Here is a 22,440-nt window from a genome sequence, read left to right on the forward strand (position 1 = left end):
TCCAAAGATGCTCGATATCCTGATCACCAATGCGACGCTGCCCGACGGGCGCACAGGACAGTCCATCGCCATCGTGGGAGAAGAGATCGTCGAGGTCGGCCCGAACGTGACCGGGGAAGCTGGCCGGAAATTCGATGCAGCCGGGTGCCTCGTCACGCCGCCCTTCATCGACCCGCATTTCCATCTCGATTCCACCCTCAGCCTCGGCGAGCCGCGCCTGAACCAGTCCGGCACGCTGCTGGAGGGGATCCAGCTCTGGGGCGAGCTGAAGCCGCACCTGACCGGCGACGCAATCAAGAACAGAGTGCGCGAACTCGCCCGCTGGTCCATCGCCAAGGGGACGCTGGCGATCCGCAGCCATGTCGATACCTCCGACCCGCGGATGATCAATGTCGATGCGCTGATCGAGGTACGCGAGGAGCTGAAGCCATACATAGATATTCAGCTCGTCGCCTTTCCGCAGGACGGTTACTTCCGCTCGCCCTCGAACGTCGAGAATGTCGCACGGGCGCTCGACAAGGGCGTCGACGTGGTCGGCGGCATACCGCATTTCGAACGCACAATGGAAGACGGCGCGCGTTCTGTCCGGGCGCTCTGCGAACTTGCGGCGGAGCGCGGCCTCCGGGTCGACATGCATTGCGACGAGACGGACGATCCGATGTCGCGCCATTTCGAGACGCTGACGGCGGAGACCAAGCGCCTCGGGCTCGAGGGCAGGGTGGCCGGCTCTCACCTGACCTCGATGCATTCGATGGACAATTACTACGTCTCGAAGCTCCTGCCGCTGATGGCGGAGAGCGAGATCCATGCGATCCCGAACCCGCTGATCAATATCACCCTGCAGGGCCGCCACGACACCTATCCGAAGCGCCGCGGCATGACCCGGGTGAAGGAGATGACCGCGCAGGGCATCAATGTCGCCCTCGGCCACGACTGCGTGATGGACCCCTGGTACAGCCTGGGCAGCCACGACATGCTGGAAGTCGCCCACATGGCGGTCCATGTCGGGCAGATGACCGGCATCGAAGAGATGAAGGCGATGTTCGCCGCCGTGACGGAGAATTCGGCGAAGGCGATGGGGCTTGAGGGCTACGGCATCGCCAAGGGCTGCAATGCCGATCTCGTCATCCTCCAGGCAGGCGATCCGATCGAGGCGATCCGCCTGAAACCGAACCGGCTCGCGGTCATCCGGCGCGGCAAGGTAATCGCCGAGGCGCCGCCGCAGACGAGCAAGGTCACCATGGGCGGCGAAAGCTACGAGGTCGATTTCAGGCGAAGCTAGGCTAGTTCTGCGTCCAGCGCCTCGAACAGTCTGTCGATATCGTCCATGTCGTTGAACAGATAAGGACTGATCCGCAAAGCGTTGTTCCGGAAGGAAATGTGAATGCCGCGCGCAGCGAGCTTCTGCGCCAGCCCATCCGGCCACGGCGTCTCCCGGTAAAGACCGATGAAATGCCCGATCCGCCGATTTTTCGCTGGATGGATGAGGCCGCGTTCGGCCGCACGGTCGGCGACCGCATCGACCAACTCCGTCAAGTAAGCGTGGATAGCCGCAGGCGTCCAATCCGTGATTTGCTCCAGCGCAGCGACCGACATCGGCATATGGATCATGCTGTCAGCGGCCCCCATGTCGTAACGCCGCGCATTTGGCTTGAGCGCGCCGCCGATCCCGTCACCGCTCTCCATGGAAGGCGCGTCGATCCGGCTTTGCTGGTTCAGTTCCAGTGGCATGCCGCGGTGATGCTTCGGCGCGACATACATGAATCCCATCGTGTCCGGACAAAGCAGCCACTTGTAGCCCGAGGCGACGACGAAATCGGCTTGGACCGTCCTCAGGTCGAAAGGCCGGGCGGCAATGGATTGCGTCGCATCGACCACGAGCGGAATCCCGCGCCGGCGGCACTCCGCGCTGACCGCTTCCAAATCGACCAGAGAGCCGTCGGACCAGTGGCAATTCGGCAGCGCAACAATGCCGACTCCGTCATCGAGCGATTCCAGAACCGGTCCGGTCCAGTCGAAATCCTCCCCGCGGCGAACCAGTCGCACATCGCCTCCGGCGATCCGGGCAAGGCGAATCCAGGCATAGACGTTGGACGGGAACTGCCCGCCCAGCATCAGCACGTCCTTACCCGGTTCCAGGCGAAGGTTGGCCGCCGCCGTTGCGATGCCGTAGCTGGTGGAGAAGACGATCGCCACGTCATCCGTCTCAGCACCGATCAATCCCCCGAACAAAGACCGGCAGCGCTCCATTTCGCTCGCGAGATTGGCTCGCTCCGGTGTCCAGGGATGAAGCTTCCGCCTGAGACCGCGCATCCCGCCTTCGAAGCTGGTCCCGAGCGCGGGAGACTGGCTCGCAGAGTTCAGATAGGTGATGTCGTCAGGCAGGTCGAAAAGGGCGCGTTGGCAGGAGAGTGGCATGAAGATAGCTCATACTGATTTCGGCAGATCGCGAGAAAGTAGGTCGAAATTTGTTATGTGAAGAAGTTTAGCATTGCACAACAGCATAACTTTGGCCGACTAAGAAATCTGGAATATCCGACCTGTTGAGATGAGCGTGCGCATGGCCGTATACGACTGCTTCATGTTCAACAATGAACTCGACATCTTGGAACTGCGTCTTCGGGAACTCGAGAATGTGGTCGATACGTTCGTCCTCGTTGAAGCCGCCCAAACCCATACCGGTTTGCCGAAACCGCTTCATTTTGCCGAAAACAGGGAGCGCTTCACGCCCTGGCTCGACCGGATCAGGTATATTGGTATCAAGGAGTTCCCTTCCGGCCTGAAGCCATGGGGACGGGAGAATGCGCAGCGCAGGGCCATATCCCTCGGCCTGAAGGACCTGAAGAACGACGATTTGGTGATCATTTCCGATGTCGATGAAATTCCCCGGGCTTCGTCGATCGAGGAAACGCTGACGCGCAAAGACGTCGATGTCATCGGCTTGCAGCTCACTCATTTCCATCTGCGCCTCAATTACCTGCAACTTGAGGGACGGGACCCGATATTCGTCTGGCCCGTCGCCGCGTGGGGATCCGCCTTCAAACAGAGTCATCCCCAGAAACTCCGCGATTTCCGGATTACGTTGAAAAAAAAGCAGGCGACAAACCGACTCGACGACAACCTCGCGGTTCTGAACCATGCCGGCTGGCATTTCTCCTATATCGGAGATGATGACCACGTCCGACAGAAACTCGCGAGCTTCGCGCATACGGAACATGCCGTCTCGGAGGTGATAGAAACGTTGGGGGTCGAGGAGGCTATTCGACGGGGCATGGACACACTCGGGCGGCCCGGTTTTCGCTGGAAAAGCGTCGCCATCAACGAATACTTCCCGGATTTCGTTCGCCGAAGCAGGGATCGGTTCACGCATCTCATCGCGCCCGATCCGACGCACGAGATCAATCCGGACTTAGTCGTGGATACGCCGGCGATGGTATTGGCGCCGATCCGAGGGACTGGCTCCCGGGGCGGTTAAATTCGCAGAAAATTCCATCCAGATATGGCGGATGGGGTGGGATTCGAACCCACGAGACGGTCACCCGCCTGCCGGTTTTCAAGACCGGTGCCTTCAACCGCTCGGCCACCCATCCGCGTTCCCCGTCTCACGCGCGCACGGTCCGGTGAACGGACATGCGACACCTGCGGGAGGGGTGTCTATACGCAACCGTGCACGCTCCCGCAACAGCGAAGCGCCAAGTGAATCATCGATGCCGTCGACCGTGAATTGCGGCGACGGCAAACAGGTTCGAGTATTGATCAATTCGCTTTATTAGTATTACATTTTATACCAACTAATCATATTTATGGGTGCCGTTCTTCGTGATCGAAAAATCCTCCAGCCCGCCTGGCGGCGGAAACCTCACGCAACAGACCACCGAAGCCCTGCGTGCGAAGATCGCCTCGGGGCCGATGAAGACCGGAGACCGTCTTCCGACCGAAAAGGAGCTGGAAGCCGAATTCGGCGTCAGCCGTACGGTCATCCGCGAAGCGATTGCGGTGCTCAAGGCGGACGGATTGGTCGAGCCACGCAGGGGAGCAGGGATATTCGTCCGCGATCCGGCAGGTACACGCGGGAACAAGCTGCCGTCATTCGCCCCTTCCGATGTACACGAGGCCCTCGATCTGCTGGAATTGCGGATGGCCGTCGAGATCGAGGCGGCCGGCCTTGCCGCGACCCGGCGCACACTTTCCCAAGATGCCCGGATCCGCGAATGCCTCACCCAGTTCGAGCACGCGATCGAGGCCGGCGCCTCTGCGGTCGAAAAGGACGCCGCCTTCCATCTCGCGATAGCTCAGGGAACCAACAACAGCCTGTTCACATCGTTCCTCGAAGCGCTCGGCAGCAATGCTATCCCGCGCAGCAGGCTCTCAGAGGAGGATCGTGCGCGATTGATAGACAAATCCTATCTTGAGCGGGTCAATAAGGAGCACCGCGCCATCGTCGAAGCGATTTCCGCTGGGGATGCCGATGCGGCCCGCATTGCGATGAGGGACCATCTGAGCGGCAGCATCACTCGTTATCGGAAGTCGCTCTCAGCCTGACATCCCTCTCGTTGACCACAGGAGCCTCACCTCATGCCCGTGACCGTCGACTGTGTGCTCAAAGCGAAAGCCAAGCTCGGGGAAGGGGCCGTCTGGGACAGCGTCTCGGAGGTGCTCTGGTGGGTCGATATAGCGGCACCGGCGCTGCACTCCTTTTCTCCCGGCGCTGATCGGGCCGAAGTCTGGAAGATGCCGTCTGCAATCGGCTGTGTCGCGCCGCGGCGGGGCGGCGGAGCCATTCTCGGACTAGAGGACGGATGGTCGGCCTTTGACCCCGCTACCGGCGCCATCAGCCTTCTCAACAACCGCGCACCGGGCCGGCCGACACACCGGTTCAACGATGGCTGCGTCGATCCGAATGGCCGGTTTTGGGCCGGAACGATGCCGAAGACGGGGCCGCGCGATTCGACTGCGGGAGAGACTGGCGACGGCGAGCTGTTCTGTCTCGAGGCGGACGGCTCCTGCCGGTGCGAACTCGGCGAGCTCTACATCCAGAACGGCCTCGCCTTTTCGCCGGACGGACGCCGGATGTATCTCTCGGACAGTTATCCCATGGTCCGCACGATATGGCGTTTCGATTACGATCAAGAGAACGGAGTGCCGAGCAATCGGCAGGTCTTCTTCGATACCCGCGCCGTTCCGGGGCGTCCGGACGGGGCCGCGATGGATGCGGACGGCTGCTACTGGATGGCGGGTGTGGACGGCTGGCAGATCCTGCGTCTTACGCCGGACGGCCGGATAGACCGCACCATCCCGGTCCCGGTCGAGAAACCGACCTGTCTCGCATTCGGCGGCCCGGACCTGACGGACCTCTACATCACCTGCATGGGTCCCGGCCTGATCACGCCCGGTACAGAAGACCGGCAACCGGACGCCGGCGGACTCTTCGTCTGCACGCCCGGCGTTGCCGGATACGCGCCGCCGCCGGCCGCCGCCTGAACTCTAGCCCGCGATCAGACGCGGCAGGGTCATCGAAATATCAGGGATGAATGTCGTCAGCATCAGCGCGACGAAGATCGCGGCATAGAACGGCCATATCGTTTTCACCGCGCGTTCGATCGGAACCTTGCCGACTGCGCAACCAAGGAAGAGACAGGCCCCGACGGGCGGCGTACAGAGTCCAAGTCCCAGATTCATCATCAGGATCATGCCGAACTGCACCGGGTCCATGCCGATGGACATCACGACGGGCAGGAAGATCGGGGTGCAGATCAGGATCAGCGCCGCCATGTCCATGATCATGCCCAGCACCAGCAGCATCGCGTTGATCATCAGCAACATCGCGACCGGGTTCTCTGTCACGCCGGTCATGAAGTCGATCATCCGGGACGGCACCTGATAAAAGGTCAGCATGTAGGCGAACGCTGTCGCAGAGGCGACGAGGATCAGCACCATCGATGTCGTACGCACCGAGTTCAAAACCGCGGTCTTGAACGCCTCCCAGCTGAGTGAGCGGTAGACGATCAGCGTGACCAGAAAGGCGTAGAGCGTTCCGAACGCGCCGGACTCGGTGACCGTGAAGACGCCGGAGAGCACGCCGCCGACGATGATCACAGCGGTAAAGAGACCGGGCAGGGCGGCTACGAAACTGAGGAAGAGGGCATGGAAGCCCGGAAAGACCTCGACCGGGTATCCGCGCCGGACCGCGATCACGTAGGCCGCGACGGCGAGACAAACGCACATCAGGATCCCTGGCACCACGCCGGCGAGGAAGAGCTGCGAGATCGAGATCCCGCCGCCGGCCGCAATGGCGAAAAGGATCATGTTGTGGCTCGGCGGAACGAGGATTCCGGCGATCGAGGAGGTGACGGTGACGTTCACCGCGTAGTCGTCGTCATACCCTTTCTCCTTCATCACCGGGATCAGGATCGACCCGAGCGCGGAGATATCGGCGACGGCGGATCCGGAAATCCCTCCGAAGAGCATGGAGGAGAGCACGTTCACCACCCCGAGCCCGCCCCGGATCTTGCCGACCGCGGCCGAGGCGAAGCGCACCAGGCGGATCGCGATCCCGCCGTGGAACATGAGTTCGCCGGCGAAGATGAAGAAGGGGATCGCCATCAGGGAGAAGACGTTGATACCGGAGATGATGCGCTGGAAAGCGACCACCAGCGGCAGTCCCTCGATGAAGAACGCTGTGACCGCGGCGACTGCGAGCGCGAAGGCGACCGGCACGCCGATGACGACGCAAACGGCGAAGACGCCGAGAAGAATCAAGAGGCCCATTACATATGTCCCGTCAGCTCTCGGTCCTGCGACCGGGTTCGCGGAAAAAACGGATCAGGTGGCCGACGGAATAGAGCAGGCAGGCGCCGCCGCAGAACGTCAGCGGCACGGCCCGGAGGCCTTCCGGCAAGTGAATCAGGGGGATCTGGGTGCTCCACTTGAAGAGCACCAGCTTGTAGGTCTGCAGCATCATGACGAGGCCGAACACTCCCATGATCAGGTACGTGACGAACTCCATCACGCGCTGCACGGGACGCGGCGCCACGTCGCGGAAGAAGGACACGCCGAGATGGGTTCGCTCGTGCACGCCGGTTGAGGCGCCGACGAAGCCGATCAGCGCGACCAGCAGAAGCGCGATCTGCTCGACCCAGGTCGGTGTCGCGTTCAGTACATAGCGCCCGAAGACCAGCCAGCCGAAGATGACCGTGAGCACGACCATGGCGATCCCCGTGGTCCAGAGGCTGAGGCGGCAGATCGTGTCGAGGAACCTGTCGAAATACCCGAGCACTTCGCTGACCGGGGATCTGGAATCCTGCGCCCCAGTGCGGGCATCCGTCGATTGCATGGAATTCATCGGCGTCTTCCGGTTCGGGGCCGCGGTAGCGGCCGGCGGCGGATCGGAAAGGAAAAAATGCCGCCGGGGCTAGTGCGCGAACACAGCCCCGGCGGCCACGGGACAGGAGCTTACTGAGTCGCCTGAATCGCTTCGACGAGCGGCTTCAGTTCCTGGTTGCTCGCCAGGAACTTTTCGTAAACCGGCTTCATCGCGTTCTGGAACGCCGCCTTGTCGGCCACGTCGTTGAACTTCACACCGGCCTTCATCACCATCGCCCGGCTGGCTTCGGCCCGCTCGGCCCAAAGCTTGCGCTGCAACTCGGCGGATTCGCGCGCCGCCGCTTTCACGGCTGCCTTGTCCGTATCCGAGAGGCCGTTATAGACGTCCGCGTTGATGCAGACGCATTCCGGGATGATCAAATGCTGGGAGAGCGAATAGTAGCCCGCCACCTCGAAATGCCCGGTCGACTCATAGGACGGCCAGTTGTTTTCCGCGCCATCGACCACGCCGGTCTTCAGCGACTGATAAACCTCAGAGAACGCCATCGGCGACGGGTTGCCGCCCAGCGCCGCGATCATGCCGGAATAGAGGTCGTTGTTCATCACGCGAACCTTCATGCCCTGCACGTCCGACGGCTGGTTGATCGGACGCTTGGAATTGTAGAAGGAGCGCGCGCCTGAATCGTACCAGGCCAGTGCGATCAGGCCTTTCTTGGCCATGCCGGCGCTGATTTGGTCGCCCGGTGCGCCGTCCATGGCACGGTGCATATGGTCCATGTCCTTGAAGACGAACGGCAGGGAAACCACGTTGGCCTCCGGCGCGACGGGACCGATCGGACCGAGATTGAAGTTACCGATCTCAATGCCGCCGATGCGCAGCTGCTCGATCGCATCTGGCTGGTTACCGAGCACGCCCGAATGGAACATCTTCAGCGTGTGGCGGCCCTCGGTCTTTTCCGCGACCAGTTCCGCAAACTTGTCCATCGCGACCGTGTTCGGATAGCCGGGCTTATGGATATTCCAGCCTTTCCACTCCGCCGCATGCGCCGCTCCGGCGAGACCGGCAGCGATCGCCACGGCAAGCGCCGTCGAACCGATTTTCCGAATAAGTGTCATGTTTTCCTCCCTTTTGGTCCGGCTCGTTGGCCGGGGCAGGGGCACCGATTGTTTTCTTATCGTTTCGTGTGCCCGGTTCCGGGGATACGGCGCCGGTCGACGCCGTTCCTCGCTGATAAGAAGTATGCCTTCTCCGTAAAATTGGTCAATCTATTGCGAAATAGATCTTACTTCTTTTTCATGCCGCGCGCCTCAAGCCCTCGATTACGCCTTCGAGTTCAACCACATCGCTCTCATATGCCGAGCTCAGGGGCGGGCGGACCGGGCCCGGATCGCGGCCGACCGCGCGCAAACCTCCCTTGATCAGGCTAACGGCGTAGCCAGGAACCCGATCGCGGATTTCGGCAAAGGGATGGAAGAAATCCTTCAGTATCCGGTCTGTTGTGGAGCGGTCGCCCGCGCGGAGTGCCCGATAGAAGTCGAGTGCAAGTTCCGGGACGAAATTGAAAACGGCTGAGGAATAGGTGCTGAAACCGACACCGTCATAGGCCGACGCGAAAAGCTCATGCGTCGGCATGCCCCCGACATAAACCAGCCGGTCTCCGAGCAATGTTCGAATACGCGTGACCTCGTCGATCTCGCCTACACCGTCCTTGAAGCCGATCAGGTTGGGGCATTGTTCTGCGAGACGCGCGATGGTTTCCGCCGTGAGCCGGCAGGTCGCGCGGTTATAGACCACCACCCCGATCCCAATGGAATCGCATACCGCCTTTACATGCGCGAACTGGCCGTCCTGCGTCCCCGCCATCAAGTAGGAGGGAAGCAGGAGGACACCGTCCGCACCCGCGGCTTCAGCCGCTTGCGCATCTGCGATGGCACGGGCCGTATTCACGCCGCAACCGGCGACAACCGGACACCGGCCGTCCGCAGCCTCGACGGCCGTTCGGATGATTGCCGGATACTCCTCCTGACCGAGGGAGAAGTATTCGCCCGTGCCGCCAGCTGCAAAGAGCGTCGCCGCGTCGAACGACGAGAGCCAGCTCACATGCTCCTTGTATGGTTCCGGGGCGAAATTGAGATTGGAGTCGAAATGTGTGACCGGAAACGAGAGGAGCCCGCTTCCCATCCGGGTTTTGAGCTCTTGCGGCGAAAGAGGCACGATTGCGCTCCCAGGTTTGAATTCAGGATTTCTGTTCGGTGACGCGCTTCGGGTCACCCTCGTAGCCGGTACTGGCGAAAGGCCCGCCCTGGACGGCGAGGGCGACCTCGTTGCCGGGCTCCGGCGCCCCGGCTTCGACCTCGGCGATCCATTGATCGGATGAGTCCTGCGGTGCGTACCCGAGCCGGCGCGCGGTTCTGTTGTCCCACCAGGTCCGGGAATTGTCGGAGACGCCAAAGACGATCTCGTGATGCAGACCGGGCATTTCGAGACCGAGCCGGCAAAGCTGGGTCAGATCCCCGATGCTGACCCAGGAACCAAGCGTGCGCGGCGTGTCGGATTTCTCGAAACACCAGCCGATCCTGATAGAGAGGATGCCGAGCCCGTAATTGTCCGCGAAATACTGAGACAGCGCCTCGCCGAAAACCTTGCTGAGGCCATAGCGACAATCGGGCCGGGGACGCTCGGTTCCATCCAGAATCTGCCCCCTCGGATAAAACCCGACCGCGTGGTTCGAGCTGGCGAAAACGATCCGCCGGACACCGGCCTCGTACGCCTCTTCATAGAGCCGGTAGGTTCCGTCGATATTCACTTTCAGGATATCGGACCACTCGTTCTCAACCGAGAGCCCGCCGAGATGGATGATCCCGTCGACCCCGTCGACCAGCCGTTTCAGATCCGCCGGATCGGTAAGGTCCGCGATCATCACTTCCTCGCCGTCGGCCGCTGGGCCGATATCGACGACATCGCTTACCCTCAGCACGGGATAAACATTTGCGAGAGCCTTGCGCATGCGGCGGCCGATACCGCCGGCAGCGCCTGTCAGTAGAACACGTCGCATCAAAATCTCATTAATATGATTAATTGCTATATTGAGGATACTTAATGCGATCAATGAGTCCAGATCATTCTGTCCGCTCAAGTGATTTAGTGATCGAATCCCCGACCGATTCATGTGAGGCAACGCAGCGCCGCAACCTTCCGCGACCGCCATCAATCAATGGCTTAGGCGGTTTATTCCCGCTTTCTTGCGGGCCTTACGGCCCTGTGTCACAACATCCGGAACAGGTTTTCGACACAGACATTGGCAACAGGCGCGCGCATCATGATCGGACGTTACCTACTCGCAGCAGGACTTCTCGTGACCGCCGCGTTCGGCCCGGCGGAGGCGATAGCGGCCCAGCCGTTCGAGGACTGGGTCAAGGAACTCAAGGCCGAGGCTGCGGGGCAGGGGATCGATCAAAAGATCCTCGATCAGGCATTCGCCGGCGTCGCACCGATCCCGCGCGTCATCGAACTCGACCGCAAGCAACCCGAATTCACGCTTACCTTCGAGCAGTATCTGACGCGGGTCGTTCCAAACGCCCGGATACAGAAAGGGCGCAAGCTCCTTGCAGAAAACAAGGCGCTGCTGACCGAGGTCTCCGAAAAATACGGCGTCCAGCCGCGCTTCATCGTCGCGCTTTGGGGCGTGGAGACGGATTTCGGCCGCATCACCGGCGGCTTTCCCGTTGTGGCCTCGCTGGCGACGCTCGCCCATGACGGACGGCGCAGTGCCTTCTTCCGCAAGGAATTGCTGCTCGCACTGAAAATCCTCGATGAAGGCCATATTGCGCCGGGCGACATGAAAGGATCCTGGGCCGGCGCGATGGGGCAGAGCCAGTTCATGCCGTCGAGTTTCCACAATTTCGCCGTCGACCATAACGGCGATGGACATAAGGACATCTGGGGCACGAAGGAGGATGTCTTCGCCTCCATCGCCAACTATCTTTCCCGCTCGGGTTGGAATGCCGACACCAACTGGGGCCGCGCCGTCGCGCTGCCGGCGGGTTTCGACAAATCGCTGGTCGATTCCAAGAAACAAAAGACGATGCGCGAGTGGGAAGCGCTCGGCGTGAAGCGGCGTGATGGCGGCCCCTTGCCGGAGCGCAACCTGAGCAGCCATCTCGTGGTCCCGGGCGACGGAGAACTGGCACCGGCCTATCTTGCCTATGCGAATTACGACGTGATCCTGAAATGGAACAGGTCGAGCTATTTCGCGACCGCGGTCGGAACTCTCGCGGACGCAATCGGACGGCCATAGATCGGCCTCCAATCGGCAACAAAATGTGGTAGAGTGCGCGTCAAATCTGCATATCGGTAGTTGGTCAGGCGTCTCCGGGACTTAAAAGGGCCTCAAATGAAATCTCTTGCAACGCTCTCCGTTGTCACGCTCGCCATTTTACTTTCCGCCTGCGCAGAGACCGAATTCGTCGTGCATACGGCAAAGCAGTTGAACAACGCGACGTCGGACGGGCAGCCGCTCGGTCGTTACAAGGTCGGGTCGCCCTATCAGATTAACGGCGTCTGGTACTATCCGCAGGTCGATTACGGCTATGTGGAGACCGGGATCGCATCCTGGTACGGGCCGAATTTCCATAACAAGGCGACGGCGAACGGTGAGGTCTTCGACCAGAACGACGTCACTGCGGCGCACCGGACCCTGCCGATGCCGAGCGTGGTCCGTGTGACCAACCTAGAGAATGGACGTGCCTTGGTGGTGCGGGTTAACGATCGCGGGCCTTTCGCCCATGGCCGGATCATCGATCTGTCGCGCCGCTCGGCGCAGCTTCTCGGCTTCGAGCGGCAAGGCACTGCGAAAGTCCGGGTCGAGATCCTCCCGGAAGAGAGCCGGCTGATGGCCGAGTCCTACAGCAAGGGACGTCCGGTCAGGCTGGCCAGCCTAAATGCGGACAGCGTTCCTGTTCCGGCCCCGAGCGCCGCACCGAGCGTCTCGGTATCCAAGAGCAGTGTGGCGACGATCCCAGGGTCGGTCACCCTTACCCCGCCGCCGGCTCCGACTCCAGCCCCCGTGACTTCCAGCGCAGCGAGTCCGGCCGCTCAGGGCAGTGCGGTCGATCTTGCACGGCAGTCGCGCGACACGGCGACTGTGATCCAGACGGAACCGGAGAAAACGGAAATCTTCGTCCAGGCGGGCGCCTTCACAAATGCGACGAATGCCGACAAGCTGACCACTGTCCTCGCCTCGGTCGGACCGGTCGCGATTTCTCCAAAGCTGGTCAACGGAAAATACTTCTACCGCGTTCGCCTCGGCCCGCTCGAGACTGTCGAGGATGCGGACAAAATACTCGAAGCGGTCATTGATCGTGGCTATCCGGGTGCGCGTGTCATTGTTGAATAGAACGATACCGATGTACCGGCTCAGATCCGGCTCGTATGTCTCATTTAAATCAAATTTGTCCGTTACCATTCCCTTCCCGTGGGGATATAGAAACCTCAGGTTCACTTGATAACGATCATTCGGCCGACCGACCGGAGGGGGACTCTTGATGACTATCGCCAGCAACCTGAATGCAGCAATCCGGCGCGGCGTGCGAATAATCCCGCTCGCGCTCCTGATTCTTGCCATCCAGACGCCGGCGTCCGAGGCGCTCGACACGAGTGCGCGCGAAGCCATCCTGATCGATTACGACACCGGCGCGGTGCTCTTCGAGAAGGACGCGGACAAACCCATGCCGCCAGCCTCGATGACGAAGATCATGACCGTGTTCATGGCCTTCGAACGTCTCAAGGACGGGCGTCTCTCGATGGACGACACCATCGCGATTAGCGAGAAGGCCTGGCGCAAGGGCGGCTCCAAGATGTTCGTGAAGGTGAACACACGGGTCGCGATCAAGGATATCCTGCGCGGCATTATCGTGCAGAGTGGCAATGACGCAGCTATTGCGCTCGCCGAGGCGCTCGCAGGCACCGAAGAGGCCTTCGCCGCCGAGATGACCCGGCGCGCCCACGAACTCGGCCTCACCGGCAGTACGTTCAAGAATGCGACCGGATGGCCCGACCCGGAGCACCGGACAACTGCGCATGATCTGGCAACTCTGGCCATGGAAACCATCCGCCGCTTCCCTGAATACTACCCGATCTATTCGGAAACCAAGTTCACCTACAACAAAATCAAGCAAGGCAACCGCAATCCGCTGCTGTACAAGAACATGGGCGCGGACGGCCTGAAAACCGGACACACGGAAGTCGCGGGATACGGTCTGACGTCATCCGCGATCCGTAACGGACGGCGGCTCGTCCTTGTCGTGAACGGTCTGGACAGTGTGAAGGCGCGCTCGCAGGAATCCGAAGCGCTTCTCGACTGGGGGTTCCGGGAGTTCGAGAATTACGAACTTTTCACTAGCGGAGCAACCGTGGCCGAAGCCGACGTCTGGCTCGGCGGCGCGAAGACGGTTGCGCTCACGACGGACCAAGATGTTCTGCTGACGATCCGTCGAACCTCGCGCCCGAAAATGAAGGTCAGCGTGGTTTACGAAGGCCCGATCCCGGCTCCGATCACCGCCGGGACCCAGCTTGCCACCCTGAAAGTGACCGCCCCGGAAATGGACGAAGTCTCGATCCCGCTTTACGCCGCTAATGATGTCGGTGAACTGGGCGTCTTCGGAAAGGTCGGTGCGGCCGTAGAATATCTGGTCTGGGGTAGCGGTGGCTGATCTGCCGGACCGCGCGCGCGGACGTTTCATAACTTTCGAAGGCGGAGAGGGAGCCGGCAAAAGCACCCAGATCCGCAAGCTGTCGGCGTCCCTTGAGGCCGCTGGAATTGAGGTTTGTCTGACGCGCGAGCCGGGAGGCTCGCCTGGCGCGGAACAGATCCGGGAGTTGCTGGTGACCGGTGAAACCGGCCGCTGGGACGCCATTACGGAGCTGCTGCTGCTCTATGCGGCGCGGCGCGATCACGTGCAACGCCTGATCGAGCCCGCTTTGGCCAGAGGCTGCTGGGTCCTCTGCGACCGTTTTGCAGACTCGACCATGGCATATCAAGGATACGGGCACGGCCTGGATCTGCAGAAAATAACCGATCTGCATCGTATCGTATTGGGTGAACTGAAACCGGATCTGACACTCGTGCTCGACCTGGCGCCGGAAACAGGTCTGGCCCGGACACGGGCGGGTGAAGAAGCCGCTCGCCGCGGCGGCGAGGACCGCTTTGAGCGGATGGAACTGGCGTTCCACGAACGCATGCGCGAGGGATTTCACGCAATCGCATCGTCAGAGCCCGACAGGGTCGTTCTGATCGATGCCGGAAAGCCACTGGAAAAAGTTCAAGACGCGGTCGCGACAGCGGTTCGCGAACGCTTGAAAGTGAGATTATGAGCGAGGAGAGAAGTATTCCCCTGCCGCGCGAGTCCGAAAACCTGATCGGACACGAAGCAGCGGAGAGCGCCATGGCGGAGGCTGTGGCGTCGGGAAAGATTCCCCATGCTTGGCTCATCACCGGACCGTCCGGCATCGGCAAGGCGACGCTCGCTTACCGGTTCGCGCGCCATGTCCTGTCCGGCGCCGGCGCAGCTGATGAGGGGCCCGGCCTTTTTGGGGACGAGCTTCCCAAGACCGCGGTCGGCATGCATGTCGCCCGGGAGAATCCGGTCTTCGCCCAGGTCGCCGCCGGCAGCCATCCGGACATGCTGGTCATCGAGCGTGGTTACGACGAGAAGCGAAAAAAGATGCGGGGCGAGATCGTCGTCGACGACGTCCGCCAGATCGGAAGCTTCCTGCGCCTGACTCCGTCGCTCGGCGGCTGGCGCGTCGTCGTGCTCGACAGTGCCGACGAGATGAACCGCAACGCCGCCAACGCCGTACTGAAACTCCTTGAGGAGCCGCCGCGTCAGGCGCTGCTTCTGTTGGTCAGCCATGCGCCGGGACGGCTGCTCCCGACGATCCGCTCCCGCTGCCGGGTGCTGCGGCTCGGCCCGCTCTCCGACGCGCAGGTCTCCGAACTGCTAAAGCAACATGTGCCGGAGCTAGACGCGGCGACCTCCGAAACTCTCGTCGCGCTCTCCGAAGGCAGTATCGGGCGGGCGCTCTCGCTTGCTGCAGACGGCGGCATCGATGCGCTCAGGGAGCTTTTCAAAGCGCTCGGAAACTATCCGCAGGTAAGCGATCTCGCGGTGCTCGAACTCGCCGACCGCTGGACCCGGGCGGTGAAAGCGGAGGAGAGCGATCCGTTCGAAACCGGCGTCGGATTGCTCGACTGGTGGCTCGGGCGCACGGCGCGGGACGCGGCCGCGGGAGAGGCGCCCGTCGACCGTATTCCAGGGATGGGCGCCGCCGCCGAGCGGCTTGCGGCGACACTCGGCCCGGCGGGGATCGCCGACCGGCGCGCCAGCATCACCTCGATGATCGGGCGCGGCAGCCGGCTCAGTCTCGACAAGCGGCAGATGCTCGTGGATGCCTTCCAGATGCTCGGCCCAGATCACGCCGCCCCCTGACGTTTCGTCTTGAAACTGAGGGGAGCGGACGGTACCTCAGGACACCAGATTCACAGACCGTCCAGGAAATCGGGCGGCGACCGCCGATCGGACCCATTCCATGAGCGCGCATTACTACCTGACGACGCCGATCTACTACGTCAACGACAAGCCCCATATCGGCCATGCTTACACCACGCTGGCCTGCGACGTACTCGCGCGCTTCAAGCGGCTCGACGGTTATGACGTGAAGTTCCTGACCGGCACCGACGAGCACGGCCAGAAGGTCGAGACTGCGGCGGCCAATGCGGGCGTCGATCCCCAAAGCTTCACCGACACGGTCTCGCAGAACTTCCGCGATCTCGCCAAAGCGATGAACTATTCGAACGACGATTTCATCCGCACGACGGAAGAGCGCCACAAGAAGGCCTGCCAGGAGATCTGGAACAAACTGAAGGAGAAGGGGCACATCTATCTCGGCGCCTATGCCGGCTGGTATTCGGTGCGCGACGAGGCCTTCTTCACCGAGACCGAGGTCGTCGACGGCAAGGCGCCGACCGGCGCCCCGGTCGAGTGGGTCGAGGAACCGAGCTATTTCTTCGATCTTTCGAAATGGCAGGAACCACTGCTGAAGCATTACGAGGAGAACCCCGATTTCATCGCGCCCCAGGCGCGGCGGAACGAGGTGATCAGCTTCGTGAAATCTGGCCTCCGCGACCTCTCGGTTTCACGCACCAGCTTCAAGTGGGGCGTGCCGGTGCCGGGCGACGACGCGCATATCATGTATGTCTGGCTCGACGCGCTCACCAACTACATCACCGCCGCGGGCTATCCCGACACGGACAGCGCCGATTACAAGGCCTACTGGCCGGCCGACCTGCACATGGTTGGCAAGGACATCCTGCGCTTTCATGCCGTCTACTGGCCGGCCTTCCTAATGGCCGCCGACCTGCCGCTGCCGAAACGGGTTTATGCCCACGGTTGGTGGACCAACGAGGGGCAGAAGATCTCCAAGTCGCTCGGCAACGTGATCGATCCGCTGGAGCTGGTGGAGAAATACGGTCTCGACCAGGTGCGCTATTTCCTGCTCCGCGAGGTGCCCTTCGGCAATGATGGCGACTTCTCGCATCAGGCAATGGTCAACCGCATGAACAGCGAGCTGGCGAACGATTTCGGCAACCTCTCGCAGCGCGTGCTCTCGATGATCGCGAAAAACTGCGGTGCGGCGGTGCCGCCGCATGGCGACTTTACCGAGGCGGACCGCAAGTTGCTCGACGCTGCGTCGGGGCTGCTCGGCGAGCTGCGCGCCTCTTATGACGCGCAAGCCTTCCACAAAGCGCTGGAGCAGATCTGGCAGGTGATCGGGGACGCGAACCGCTATGTCGACGAGATGGCGCCCTGGGCGCTCAAGAAAACCGATCCGGACCGCATGGCCACGGTGCTCTACGTGCTGGCCGACGTGATCCGCGTGCTCGCGGTGCTGATGCAGCCGGTGGTGCCGGAAAGCGCCGCGAAGATGCTCGACCAGCTCGCCGTCGGCGAGGAGGGACGGAGCTTCGATGCGCTCGGCACCAGCCTCGTCCCGGGCACGCCGCTTCCCAAGCCGAGCGGGGTCTTCCCGCGCTATGTCGAACCGGAAGCGGCGGAGGCCTGAGTGAGCGTTCCGGCGATCGTCGATTCCCACTGCCATCTCGATTTCGAGGCCTTCGAGGAGGAACGGGACGAGGTCATCGCGCGCGCCCGCCGTGCCGGCGTCTGTCGTATGGTGACGATCAGCACGCGGATCTCGACCTTTCCCCGCATCCGCGCCATCGCGGAGCAATATGATGACGTCTATTGTTCCGTCGGCATCCACCCGCATCAGGCGGGCGAGGAGACTCCGGTCACGGTCGAGGAACTGGTCGAGCTGGCGGCCCATCCGAAAGTGGTCGGGATCGGCGAGTCCGGATTCGACTATTATTACGACAGCTCGCCCAGGGATGCGCAGCGCAGCAGCTTCACTACCCATATCCGCGCGGCCCAGGAAACCGGTTTGCCGCTGATTGTCCATGCCCGCGATGCGGACGAGGACACGGCGGCGCTGCTCGAAGAGGAATATGCCCGCAAGCCCTATACCGGCGTGCTGCATTGCTTCAGCAGCGGCCGGGAACTGGCGATGCGTGCGCTCGATATCGGTTTCTACGTATCGCTCAGCGGCATCATCACTTTCAAGAATGCCGAGGATATCCGGGCGACGGTGCGCGACGTTCCGACCGACCGGCTGCTGGTCGAGACCGACGCGCCCTATCTGGCGCCGGTGCCGAAACGCGGCAAGCGAAACGAGCCGGCCTATGTCGCCTATACCCATGCGGCGCTGGCGGAGCTTCGCGGCGTCTCTGAAGCGGAAATGGCGTCCGACACGACCCGGAATTTCTTCCGTCTCTTTTCCAAGGTCCCGCCGCCGGCGGATCTAGATCTCGGCAACGCGGCCTGACCTCGCGATGAAGATCACCATGCTCGGTTGCGGCCCGTCCTCGGGCGTCCCCGTGGTGGGCGACGGCTGGGGCGCCTGCGATCCCTCAAATCCGAAGAACCGGCGCCGACGACCTTCGATCCTGGTGGAAGAGGGGGGCGTCTCCGTCCTCGTCGACACCACACCCGATTTGCACGATCAGCTGGTCGATGCGGGCGTCACGGATCTCGATGCGATCATCTACACCCACAGTCATGCCGATCATGTTCACGGCATAGACGACGTGCGCCCGCTCTGCTGGGGCACGGGAAAGCAGATCCCGGCCTATATGGACGCCAAGACCTGGAAGGACGTGAACCAGCGCTTCGGCTACATGTTCGAGAAGACGCCGGAAAGCCCTCCGCATTTCCGCTCGCCGCTGACGATGCGCGAGATCGTGGCAGGCCAGACCCTGCGGATTGGCCCGCTTTCGATCGAGATCGCCGAGCAGGATCACGGGCCGAGCGGTACGTGTCTCGGCTTGATCTTCAACAACCGCTTCGCCTATTCGACCGACGTTGCCGTCCATACCGAAGCGGAGCTCGACCGTCTGAAGGGAATTCCGGTCTGGATCGTCGATTGCCTCAGGCTCGAGCATGCGCGCAGCCACGCCAATCTGGAGACCGCGCTCGGCTGGATCGAACACGTTCAACCGGGGAAGGCCTATTTCACCCACATGGCCGCCTCGCTGGATTACGAGGAAACCCTCGCAAAGTGCCCGCCCGGCGTCGAACCGGGCTATGACGGGCTGGTGATCGAGATCTAGGCGAGGGGCCGGATCAGTCGACGCTATCGCGGATCAGCGGCGAGGTGGAGCAATGGATGCCGCCGCCGCCCTGGAACATTTTCGCGTAGTCCACATTCACGATCTCGATCCCGAGCTTGTCCAGCGTGTCCGAGGTCCGCGGCGAAAGCCCCGCTTCCATAATGACCCGTCCCGGCCTGACCGCGATGCAGTTGACGGTGCCTGAGGGATCGTCCGGATGCACCTCGATGGTCCGGATACCGAGGTCTTCCAGCTTTTCCAGAAACCAGAAGGGCAGGATGGTCGGATTGACGATCGCGGTATCGACATCGATCATCACCATCGCCCCGTCTATATGCAGCCGGTAGCCGGTAAGATCGACTCGCAGTAGATCGACGCCCTGTTCGTTCAGCACCTGTTCGACCTGCCGCGTCCCTTCCTCGTTCACGCGCGATGACCTACCGATCACCGCAGTTTTCGAATTCAGCCAGATGAAGCTCCCACCTTCCATCAGGCCGGTACCGTGCACGGTACGAAGGATCGGCATGCCGATGGAGCCGAGGGTTTCCGTCACCGGCGCTTCCTCGCCGCGGCGCACGATCGGACCGAGGCGGGTAACGATGGCACCGCCTTTCACGCCGATGCAGGAGTCCCGCGTATAGACCGACTTGTGCTTCCCGGGTGCGCAGCGCTTCAGGTAAACCACCTCGACACCCTCGGCGCGGAGCGCGTCGGCCAACCCGTCATGCTGTGCCTGCAATTCCTCCAGCGGATAGACCTCGTCGCCGCGCCAGTACCAGGTCTGGCCTTCCTCATCGCCGTAGGAGCCGAGATGCTCCAGCCGTTTCGCGGGGTCGATGATGCTCATTTCCTCGCCCGGGCGATGCATCAGCACCATGCGCAACCGGCCGACATCGTTGTCGCAGCCCCATTGCCGGCCCCAGACCTGCTCCTGCTGGGCCGCGCTTTCGAAACCCGGCTCCGCGTGGGACGGAAAGGCCTTGATGGTCATGTTGTAGCGGTACTCGAACTCACTCACCGCGCCCATGGTCGTTGTACTCCTCGGGGAAAGACAGGAAGGTTCGGTAGCCTACGACGCGTGTAAGGACACACGGCATTCCGCTTTACTCAGACACTCGTTCCCGCACTGCAGCGAAAGCTCCCGTCGATTTCACTTTCGTGCCTGAACCGCACCGCTAGGATGCAGCCGTCCCGGGTTGGGGACCGGTCGGCATCGGGAGAGCGATCAATGCTGAAAATCTGGGGCAGGCGAAGCGCCTTCAACGTGCAGAAGGTAATGTGGCTCGTCGGAGAGCTCGGACTGGAGCACGAGCACACGACTCTCGGCGGCGATGCCGGCGGACTGGACGACCCGGCGTTCCGGCGCATGAACCCGCACGGCAAAGTCCCGGTGATCGACGACAACGGCACGGTGATCTGGGAATCCCACGCTATCCTGCGCTATCTCGCGGCGGTCTACGGCGATGCGTCGCTCTGGCCCAACGATCCCGCTGAACGCTCCTGGGCCGACCGCTGGATGGACTGGACCCAGAGCAGCCTCCAGCCGACCTTTCTGACCGGCATCTTCTGGGGCTATTTCCGCACGCCCGAAGCGCAGCGCGACTGGCCGGCAATCCGGAAAAACCAGGAACTTAGCAATCAATACTTCAAGCGTCTGGACGAGGCGCTGGAGGGCAGGGACTATCTCGGCGGCGCCCGTCTCGGCCTCGCCGACATACCGGCCGGAACCCATCTCTACCGCTATTTCGGCATGGATCTCGAGCGCCCGCCGCTGCCGCGCGTCGAAGCATGGTACGAACGCCTGCAAGAGCGTCCGGCCTACCAGGAACATGTCAAGATTCCGTTCCAGGATTTGAAGGGAAAAACGAGCTTCTGAAGCCGAAACTTTCAACACTCTCAATTTGATAGAACGCGTTCTTTATCTGCTGAGTCAGATTGTGCGCAAATCGAGAAGAGACCAGTCGGTGGGACGGCCTTCGGCTTCGGCACGGCGACGCAGCATGCTTCGGAACCCATTGCGCGCCATTTCCAGATCGAGGCGCAGATCGAACCTCCCGGCGACCGTTTCCGCGACATCAATAAGGGTCTCGAACCCCTTGAGACACTTGGCTTCCGACCGGGCGTTCTGGTTCGCCAGAATGAGCCAGCGCGGCTGCGATCTCTGGATCGCATCGACGAAACCGGCCGCGCCGCCGGCGCCTCCCGGATCAGGCAGTGGCGGTATGACCTCGCGGACATAGAATTCCATCCAGCGCTCGAAATAGCCGCGCAGTTCCAGGATAGGTGCCGCGTCGAGCGAAATTGCGTCCGGGTTGGCGCGTTCCGCCTCGAGGCGCTCGTAAAGCAACTCCTCAACGAAAAGCTCCAGAAACTCATAGAGCGTCGTTGTCGACCCGATGGCGGGCAGCATGCCTGCAAGCTCTTTCGGGACGACGGTGATGTAATCCTCCCGCGTCGATGTCTTGTGCGAGCGACTACGTTCGCCCGCATGCCAGGTGATGACCCGGCCAGGTTTCTTGAGAGCGTCTTCGAGTGCTATCCTGCCCACATCGTCATCCGCAATGCCGCGACCGAAGGACACGCGTTCATGATAGACCCAAACCTCATCGGCGAGCTGCAGAAAGATCACAAAAAACTGCTGCTGAACAAGGAAGAGGCCGCAGCCTTTCTGGGCGACCTTGCCGCGCTGTGCCGTCAACACAATGTCCTGCTGCGTACGACGGACGGCATGATCCGGTTCTCGAAGGGGTTCGACAATTCGGATACGCGAACGACCTTCAAAGCCGCGCTGGATCAGGGCGGGAACGTGCCCGCTGCGAAGATCGCGATTAAAGGGTGAGTGATTTCAATTATATCCTATATTTCCCATAATATACATTATGGGACAAATGCCCAGTGCGACCTTTCGCACAACCACTCTTAATTCGCGCCCTCCGCCAATACCTTTGGCTCAAGCTCTCAATGCGACGTGAATCTTTTGCAGAAACTTCCCTTTTGCCACTCCAAGCCCGGTACACGGGTCCCAACCTCTACTGGCCGGCCCGACACCGTTAGATTCCGGCGCATCGCAGGGCTCTTATCCGTATGTCGGCATGATTTCACTCTTCGCAGGAACGATTACCCCTGACGGATGGGCATATTCCGACGGAAGTCTGATATCGATCGAGGACAACCCGAACCTTTATTCACTCATTGGAACGAGTTACGGCGGAGATGGACAATCGCAATTCGCGCTTCCCGACTTGCGAGGCAGAGCTCCGATCGGAATCGGACAAGGGAACGGATTGTCCGACATTTCACTCGGCCAAATGATTGGCAGTCCGAATTTCCTACCCTGAGGATATCGGGGCCGAAGGCACTCGCCTGGCGTATCTCGCGATCGACCAATCGGCTC

At 61.6% G+C, this 22,440-nt stretch carries 23 protein-coding genes and 1 tRNA gene; 15 read left to right on the top strand and 9 right to left on the bottom strand.

Annotated features, from left to right (window positions below; all coding sequences use genetic code 11):
- The first annotated feature begins 7 nt into the window (after positions 1 to 7).
- Complete coding sequence (locus tag NUH88_RS00320) at positions 8 to 1,282, top strand: amidohydrolase family protein (RefSeq protein ID WP_257769214.1); 1,275 nt, start codon at positions 8 to 10, stop codon at positions 1,280 to 1,282.
- Here the strand turns inward: NUH88_RS00320 and NUH88_RS00325 are convergent.
- Entirely contained in the window at positions 1,279 to 2,418 is a 1,140-nt protein-coding gene (locus NUH88_RS00325; RefSeq protein ID WP_257769218.1) for an aminotransferase class V-fold PLP-dependent enzyme, read from the bottom strand. The two genes, NUH88_RS00320 and NUH88_RS00325, sit on opposite strands and share 4 nt — an antisense overlap.
- 163 nt (positions 2,419 to 2,581) lie before the next feature.
- Here NUH88_RS00325 and NUH88_RS22270 point away from each other — a divergent pair, with 163 nt between their 5' ends.
- Complete coding sequence (locus NUH88_RS22270; RefSeq protein ID WP_372743574.1) at positions 2,582 to 3,475, top strand: glycosyltransferase family 17 protein; 894 nt, start codon at positions 2,582 to 2,584, stop codon at positions 3,473 to 3,475.
- A gap of 25 nt (positions 3,476 to 3,500) precedes the next feature.
- Here NUH88_RS22270 and NUH88_RS00335 read toward each other — a convergent pair.
- Positions 3,501 to 3,590 (bottom strand) — tRNA-Ser (locus NUH88_RS00335).
- A 229-nt stretch (positions 3,591 to 3,819) separates the two neighbouring features.
- Between NUH88_RS00335 and NUH88_RS00340 the strand changes: the two genes are divergently transcribed.
- The gene (locus NUH88_RS00340; RefSeq protein WP_257769222.1) at positions 3,820 to 4,542 is read left to right on the top strand and encodes a FadR/GntR family transcriptional regulator; all 723 of its coding nucleotides are present in this window, start codon (positions 3,820 to 3,822) and stop codon (positions 4,540 to 4,542) included.
- Positions 4,543 to 4,575: 33 nt separating this feature from the next.
- Positions 4,576 to 5,481, top strand: a complete 906-nt coding sequence (locus NUH88_RS00345) for an SMP-30/gluconolactonase/LRE family protein (RefSeq protein WP_257769223.1) — start codon at positions 4,576 to 4,578, stop codon at positions 5,479 to 5,481.
- Positions 5,482 to 5,484: 3 nt separating this feature from the next.
- Here the strand turns inward: NUH88_RS00345 and NUH88_RS00350 are convergent, their stop codons facing one another.
- From NUH88_RS00350 to NUH88_RS00370, 5 genes are all read right to left on the bottom strand, one after another.
- On the bottom strand, positions 5,485 to 6,768 hold the full coding sequence (locus tag NUH88_RS00350) for a TRAP transporter large permease (protein ID WP_257769225.1): 1,284 nt from the start codon (positions 6,766 to 6,768) through the stop codon (positions 5,485 to 5,487).
- A gap of 13 nt (positions 6,769 to 6,781) precedes the next feature.
- Positions 6,782 to 7,342, bottom strand: a complete 561-nt coding sequence (locus tag NUH88_RS00355; RefSeq protein WP_257769227.1) for a TRAP transporter small permease — start codon at positions 7,340 to 7,342, stop codon at positions 6,782 to 6,784.
- A 110-nt stretch (positions 7,343 to 7,452) separates the two neighbouring features.
- Positions 7,453 to 8,439, bottom strand: a complete 987-nt coding sequence (locus NUH88_RS00360) for a TRAP transporter substrate-binding protein (protein ID WP_257769229.1) — start codon at positions 8,437 to 8,439, stop codon at positions 7,453 to 7,455.
- Between the two features lie 178 nt (positions 8,440 to 8,617).
- Entirely contained in the window at positions 8,618 to 9,538 is a 921-nt protein-coding gene (kdgD, locus tag NUH88_RS00365) for a 5-dehydro-4-deoxyglucarate dehydratase (RefSeq protein ID WP_257769231.1), read from the bottom strand.
- Between the two features lie 22 nt (positions 9,539 to 9,560).
- Positions 9,561 to 10,379 (bottom strand): NAD-dependent epimerase/dehydratase family protein, encoded by an 819-nt coding sequence (locus NUH88_RS00370; RefSeq protein WP_257769233.1) that lies wholly within the window; start codon positions 10,377 to 10,379, stop codon positions 9,561 to 9,563.
- 264 nt (positions 10,380 to 10,643) lie between these two features.
- Between NUH88_RS00370 and NUH88_RS00375 the strand changes: the two genes are divergently transcribed.
- From NUH88_RS00375 to NUH88_RS00410, 8 genes are all read left to right on the top strand, one after another.
- Positions 10,644 to 11,621, top strand: a complete 978-nt coding sequence (locus tag NUH88_RS00375) for a lytic murein transglycosylase (RefSeq protein ID WP_257769234.1) — start codon at positions 10,644 to 10,646, stop codon at positions 11,619 to 11,621.
- Between the two features lie 96 nt (positions 11,622 to 11,717).
- Positions 11,718 to 12,719: a septal ring lytic transglycosylase RlpA family protein gene (locus tag NUH88_RS00380; RefSeq protein WP_257769236.1), complete on the top strand. Its 1,002-nt coding sequence runs from the start codon at positions 11,718 to 11,720 to the stop codon at positions 12,717 to 12,719.
- A 148-nt stretch (positions 12,720 to 12,867) separates the two neighbouring features.
- Positions 12,868 to 14,034, top strand: a complete 1,167-nt coding sequence (locus NUH88_RS00385) for a D-alanyl-D-alanine carboxypeptidase family protein (RefSeq protein WP_257769238.1) — start codon at positions 12,868 to 12,870, stop codon at positions 14,032 to 14,034.
- Entirely contained in the window at positions 14,027 to 14,695 is a 669-nt protein-coding gene (gene tmk / locus NUH88_RS00390) for a dTMP kinase (RefSeq protein WP_308220083.1), read from the top strand. The genes NUH88_RS00385 and tmk overlap by 8 nt, the downstream gene beginning before the upstream one ends.
- A complete protein-coding gene (locus NUH88_RS00395; protein ID WP_257769239.1) occupies positions 14,692 to 15,810 on the top strand; it encodes a DNA polymerase III subunit delta' in 1,119 nt (372 codons plus the stop codon). The genes tmk and NUH88_RS00395 overlap by 4 nt, the downstream gene beginning before the upstream one ends.
- Positions 15,811 to 15,910: 100 nt before the next feature.
- The gene (gene metG / locus NUH88_RS00400) at positions 15,911 to 17,443 is read left to right on the top strand and encodes a methionine--tRNA ligase (RefSeq protein WP_257769240.1); all 1,533 of its coding nucleotides are present in this window, start codon (positions 15,911 to 15,913) and stop codon (positions 17,441 to 17,443) included.
- Entirely contained in the window at positions 17,444 to 18,262 is an 819-nt protein-coding gene (locus NUH88_RS00405; RefSeq protein ID WP_257769242.1) for a TatD family hydrolase, read from the top strand.
- A 7-nt stretch (positions 18,263 to 18,269) separates the two neighbouring features.
- Entirely contained in the window at positions 18,270 to 19,046 is a 777-nt protein-coding gene (locus tag NUH88_RS00410) for an MBL fold metallo-hydrolase (RefSeq protein ID WP_257769243.1), read from the top strand.
- A 13-nt stretch (positions 19,047 to 19,059) separates the two neighbouring features.
- On the opposite strand, the gene NUH88_RS00415 is transcribed toward NUH88_RS00410, so the two are convergent.
- Positions 19,060 to 20,073 (bottom strand): dimethylarginine dimethylaminohydrolase family protein, encoded by a 1,014-nt coding sequence (locus tag NUH88_RS00415; RefSeq protein ID WP_257769244.1) that lies wholly within the window; start codon positions 20,071 to 20,073, stop codon positions 19,060 to 19,062.
- A 201-nt stretch (positions 20,074 to 20,274) separates the two neighbouring features.
- On the opposite strand from NUH88_RS00415, the gene NUH88_RS00420 reads away from it, so the two are divergent.
- Entirely contained in the window at positions 20,275 to 20,922 is a 648-nt protein-coding gene (locus NUH88_RS00420; RefSeq protein WP_257769245.1) for a glutathione S-transferase family protein, read from the top strand.
- A 54-nt stretch (positions 20,923 to 20,976) separates the two neighbouring features.
- Here NUH88_RS00420 and NUH88_RS00425 read toward each other — a convergent pair whose 3' ends face one another.
- On the bottom strand, positions 20,977 to 21,594 hold the full coding sequence (locus tag NUH88_RS00425; protein ID WP_257769246.1) for a hypothetical protein: 618 nt from the start codon (positions 21,592 to 21,594) through the stop codon (positions 20,977 to 20,979).
- Between the two features lie 39 nt (positions 21,595 to 21,633).
- Here NUH88_RS00425 and NUH88_RS00430 point away from each other — a divergent pair, with 39 nt between their 5' ends.
- On the top strand, positions 21,634 to 21,885 hold the full coding sequence (locus tag NUH88_RS00430) for a hypothetical protein (protein ID WP_257769247.1): 252 nt from the start codon (positions 21,634 to 21,636) through the stop codon (positions 21,883 to 21,885).
- 253 nt (positions 21,886 to 22,138) lie between these two features.
- The gene (locus tag NUH88_RS00435) at positions 22,139 to 22,384 is read left to right on the top strand and encodes a phage tail protein (protein WP_257769248.1); all 246 of its coding nucleotides are present in this window, start codon (positions 22,139 to 22,141) and stop codon (positions 22,382 to 22,384) included.
- Positions 22,385 to 22,440 lie beyond the last annotated feature (56 nt).

The sequence above is a fragment of the Nisaea acidiphila genome, assembly GCF_024662015.1.
Taxonomy (GTDB): Bacteria; Pseudomonadota; Alphaproteobacteria; order Thalassobaculales; family Thalassobaculaceae; genus Nisaea; species Nisaea acidiphila.

Coding starts and splice junctions, on each gene's coding strand:
- NUH88_RS00435 (WP_257769248.1), top strand. CDS start 22,139: ATGATTTCACTCTTCGCAGGAACGATTACCCCTGACGGATGGGCATAT.
- NUH88_RS00350 (WP_257769225.1), bottom strand. CDS start 6,768: ATGGGCCTCTTGATTCTTCTCGGCGTCTTCGCCGTTTGCGTCGTCATC.
- NUH88_RS00415 (WP_257769244.1), bottom strand. CDS start 20,073: ATGGGCGCGGTGAGTGAGTTCGAGTACCGCTACAACATGACCATCAAG.
- NUH88_RS00320 (WP_257769214.1), top strand. CDS start 8: ATGCTCGATATCCTGATCACCAATGCGACGCTGCCCGACGGGCGCACA.
- NUH88_RS00395 (WP_257769239.1), top strand. CDS start 14,692: ATGAGCGAGGAGAGAAGTATTCCCCTGCCGCGCGAGTCCGAAAACCTG.
- metG (WP_257769240.1), top strand. CDS start 15,911: ATGAGCGCGCATTACTACCTGACGACGCCGATCTACTACGTCAACGAC.
- NUH88_RS00410 (WP_257769243.1), top strand. CDS start 18,270: ATGAAGATCACCATGCTCGGTTGCGGCCCGTCCTCGGGCGTCCCCGTG.
- NUH88_RS00375 (WP_257769234.1), top strand. CDS start 10,644: ATGATCGGACGTTACCTACTCGCAGCAGGACTTCTCGTGACCGCCGCG.
- NUH88_RS00370 (WP_257769233.1), bottom strand. CDS start 10,379: ATGCGACGTGTTCTACTGACAGGCGCTGCCGGCGGTATCGGCCGCCGC.
- NUH88_RS00430 (WP_257769247.1), top strand. CDS start 21,634: ATGATAGACCCAAACCTCATCGGCGAGCTGCAGAAAGATCACAAAAAA.
- NUH88_RS00420 (WP_257769245.1), top strand. CDS start 20,275: ATGCTGAAAATCTGGGGCAGGCGAAGCGCCTTCAACGTGCAGAAGGTA.
- NUH88_RS00325 (WP_257769218.1), bottom strand. CDS start 2,418: ATGCCACTCTCCTGCCAACGCGCCCTTTTCGACCTGCCTGACGACATC.
- NUH88_RS00345 (WP_257769223.1), top strand. CDS start 4,576: ATGCCCGTGACCGTCGACTGTGTGCTCAAAGCGAAAGCCAAGCTCGGG.
- NUH88_RS00385 (WP_257769238.1), top strand. CDS start 12,868: ATGACTATCGCCAGCAACCTGAATGCAGCAATCCGGCGCGGCGTGCGA.
- NUH88_RS22270 (WP_372743574.1), top strand. CDS start 2,582: ATGTTCAACAATGAACTCGACATCTTGGAACTGCGTCTTCGGGAACTC.
- NUH88_RS00380 (WP_257769236.1), top strand. CDS start 11,718: ATGAAATCTCTTGCAACGCTCTCCGTTGTCACGCTCGCCATTTTACTT.
- NUH88_RS00355 (WP_257769227.1), bottom strand. CDS start 7,342: ATGAATTCCATGCAATCGACGGATGCCCGCACTGGGGCGCAGGATTCC.
- NUH88_RS00360 (WP_257769229.1), bottom strand. CDS start 8,439: ATGACACTTATTCGGAAAATCGGTTCGACGGCGCTTGCCGTGGCGATC.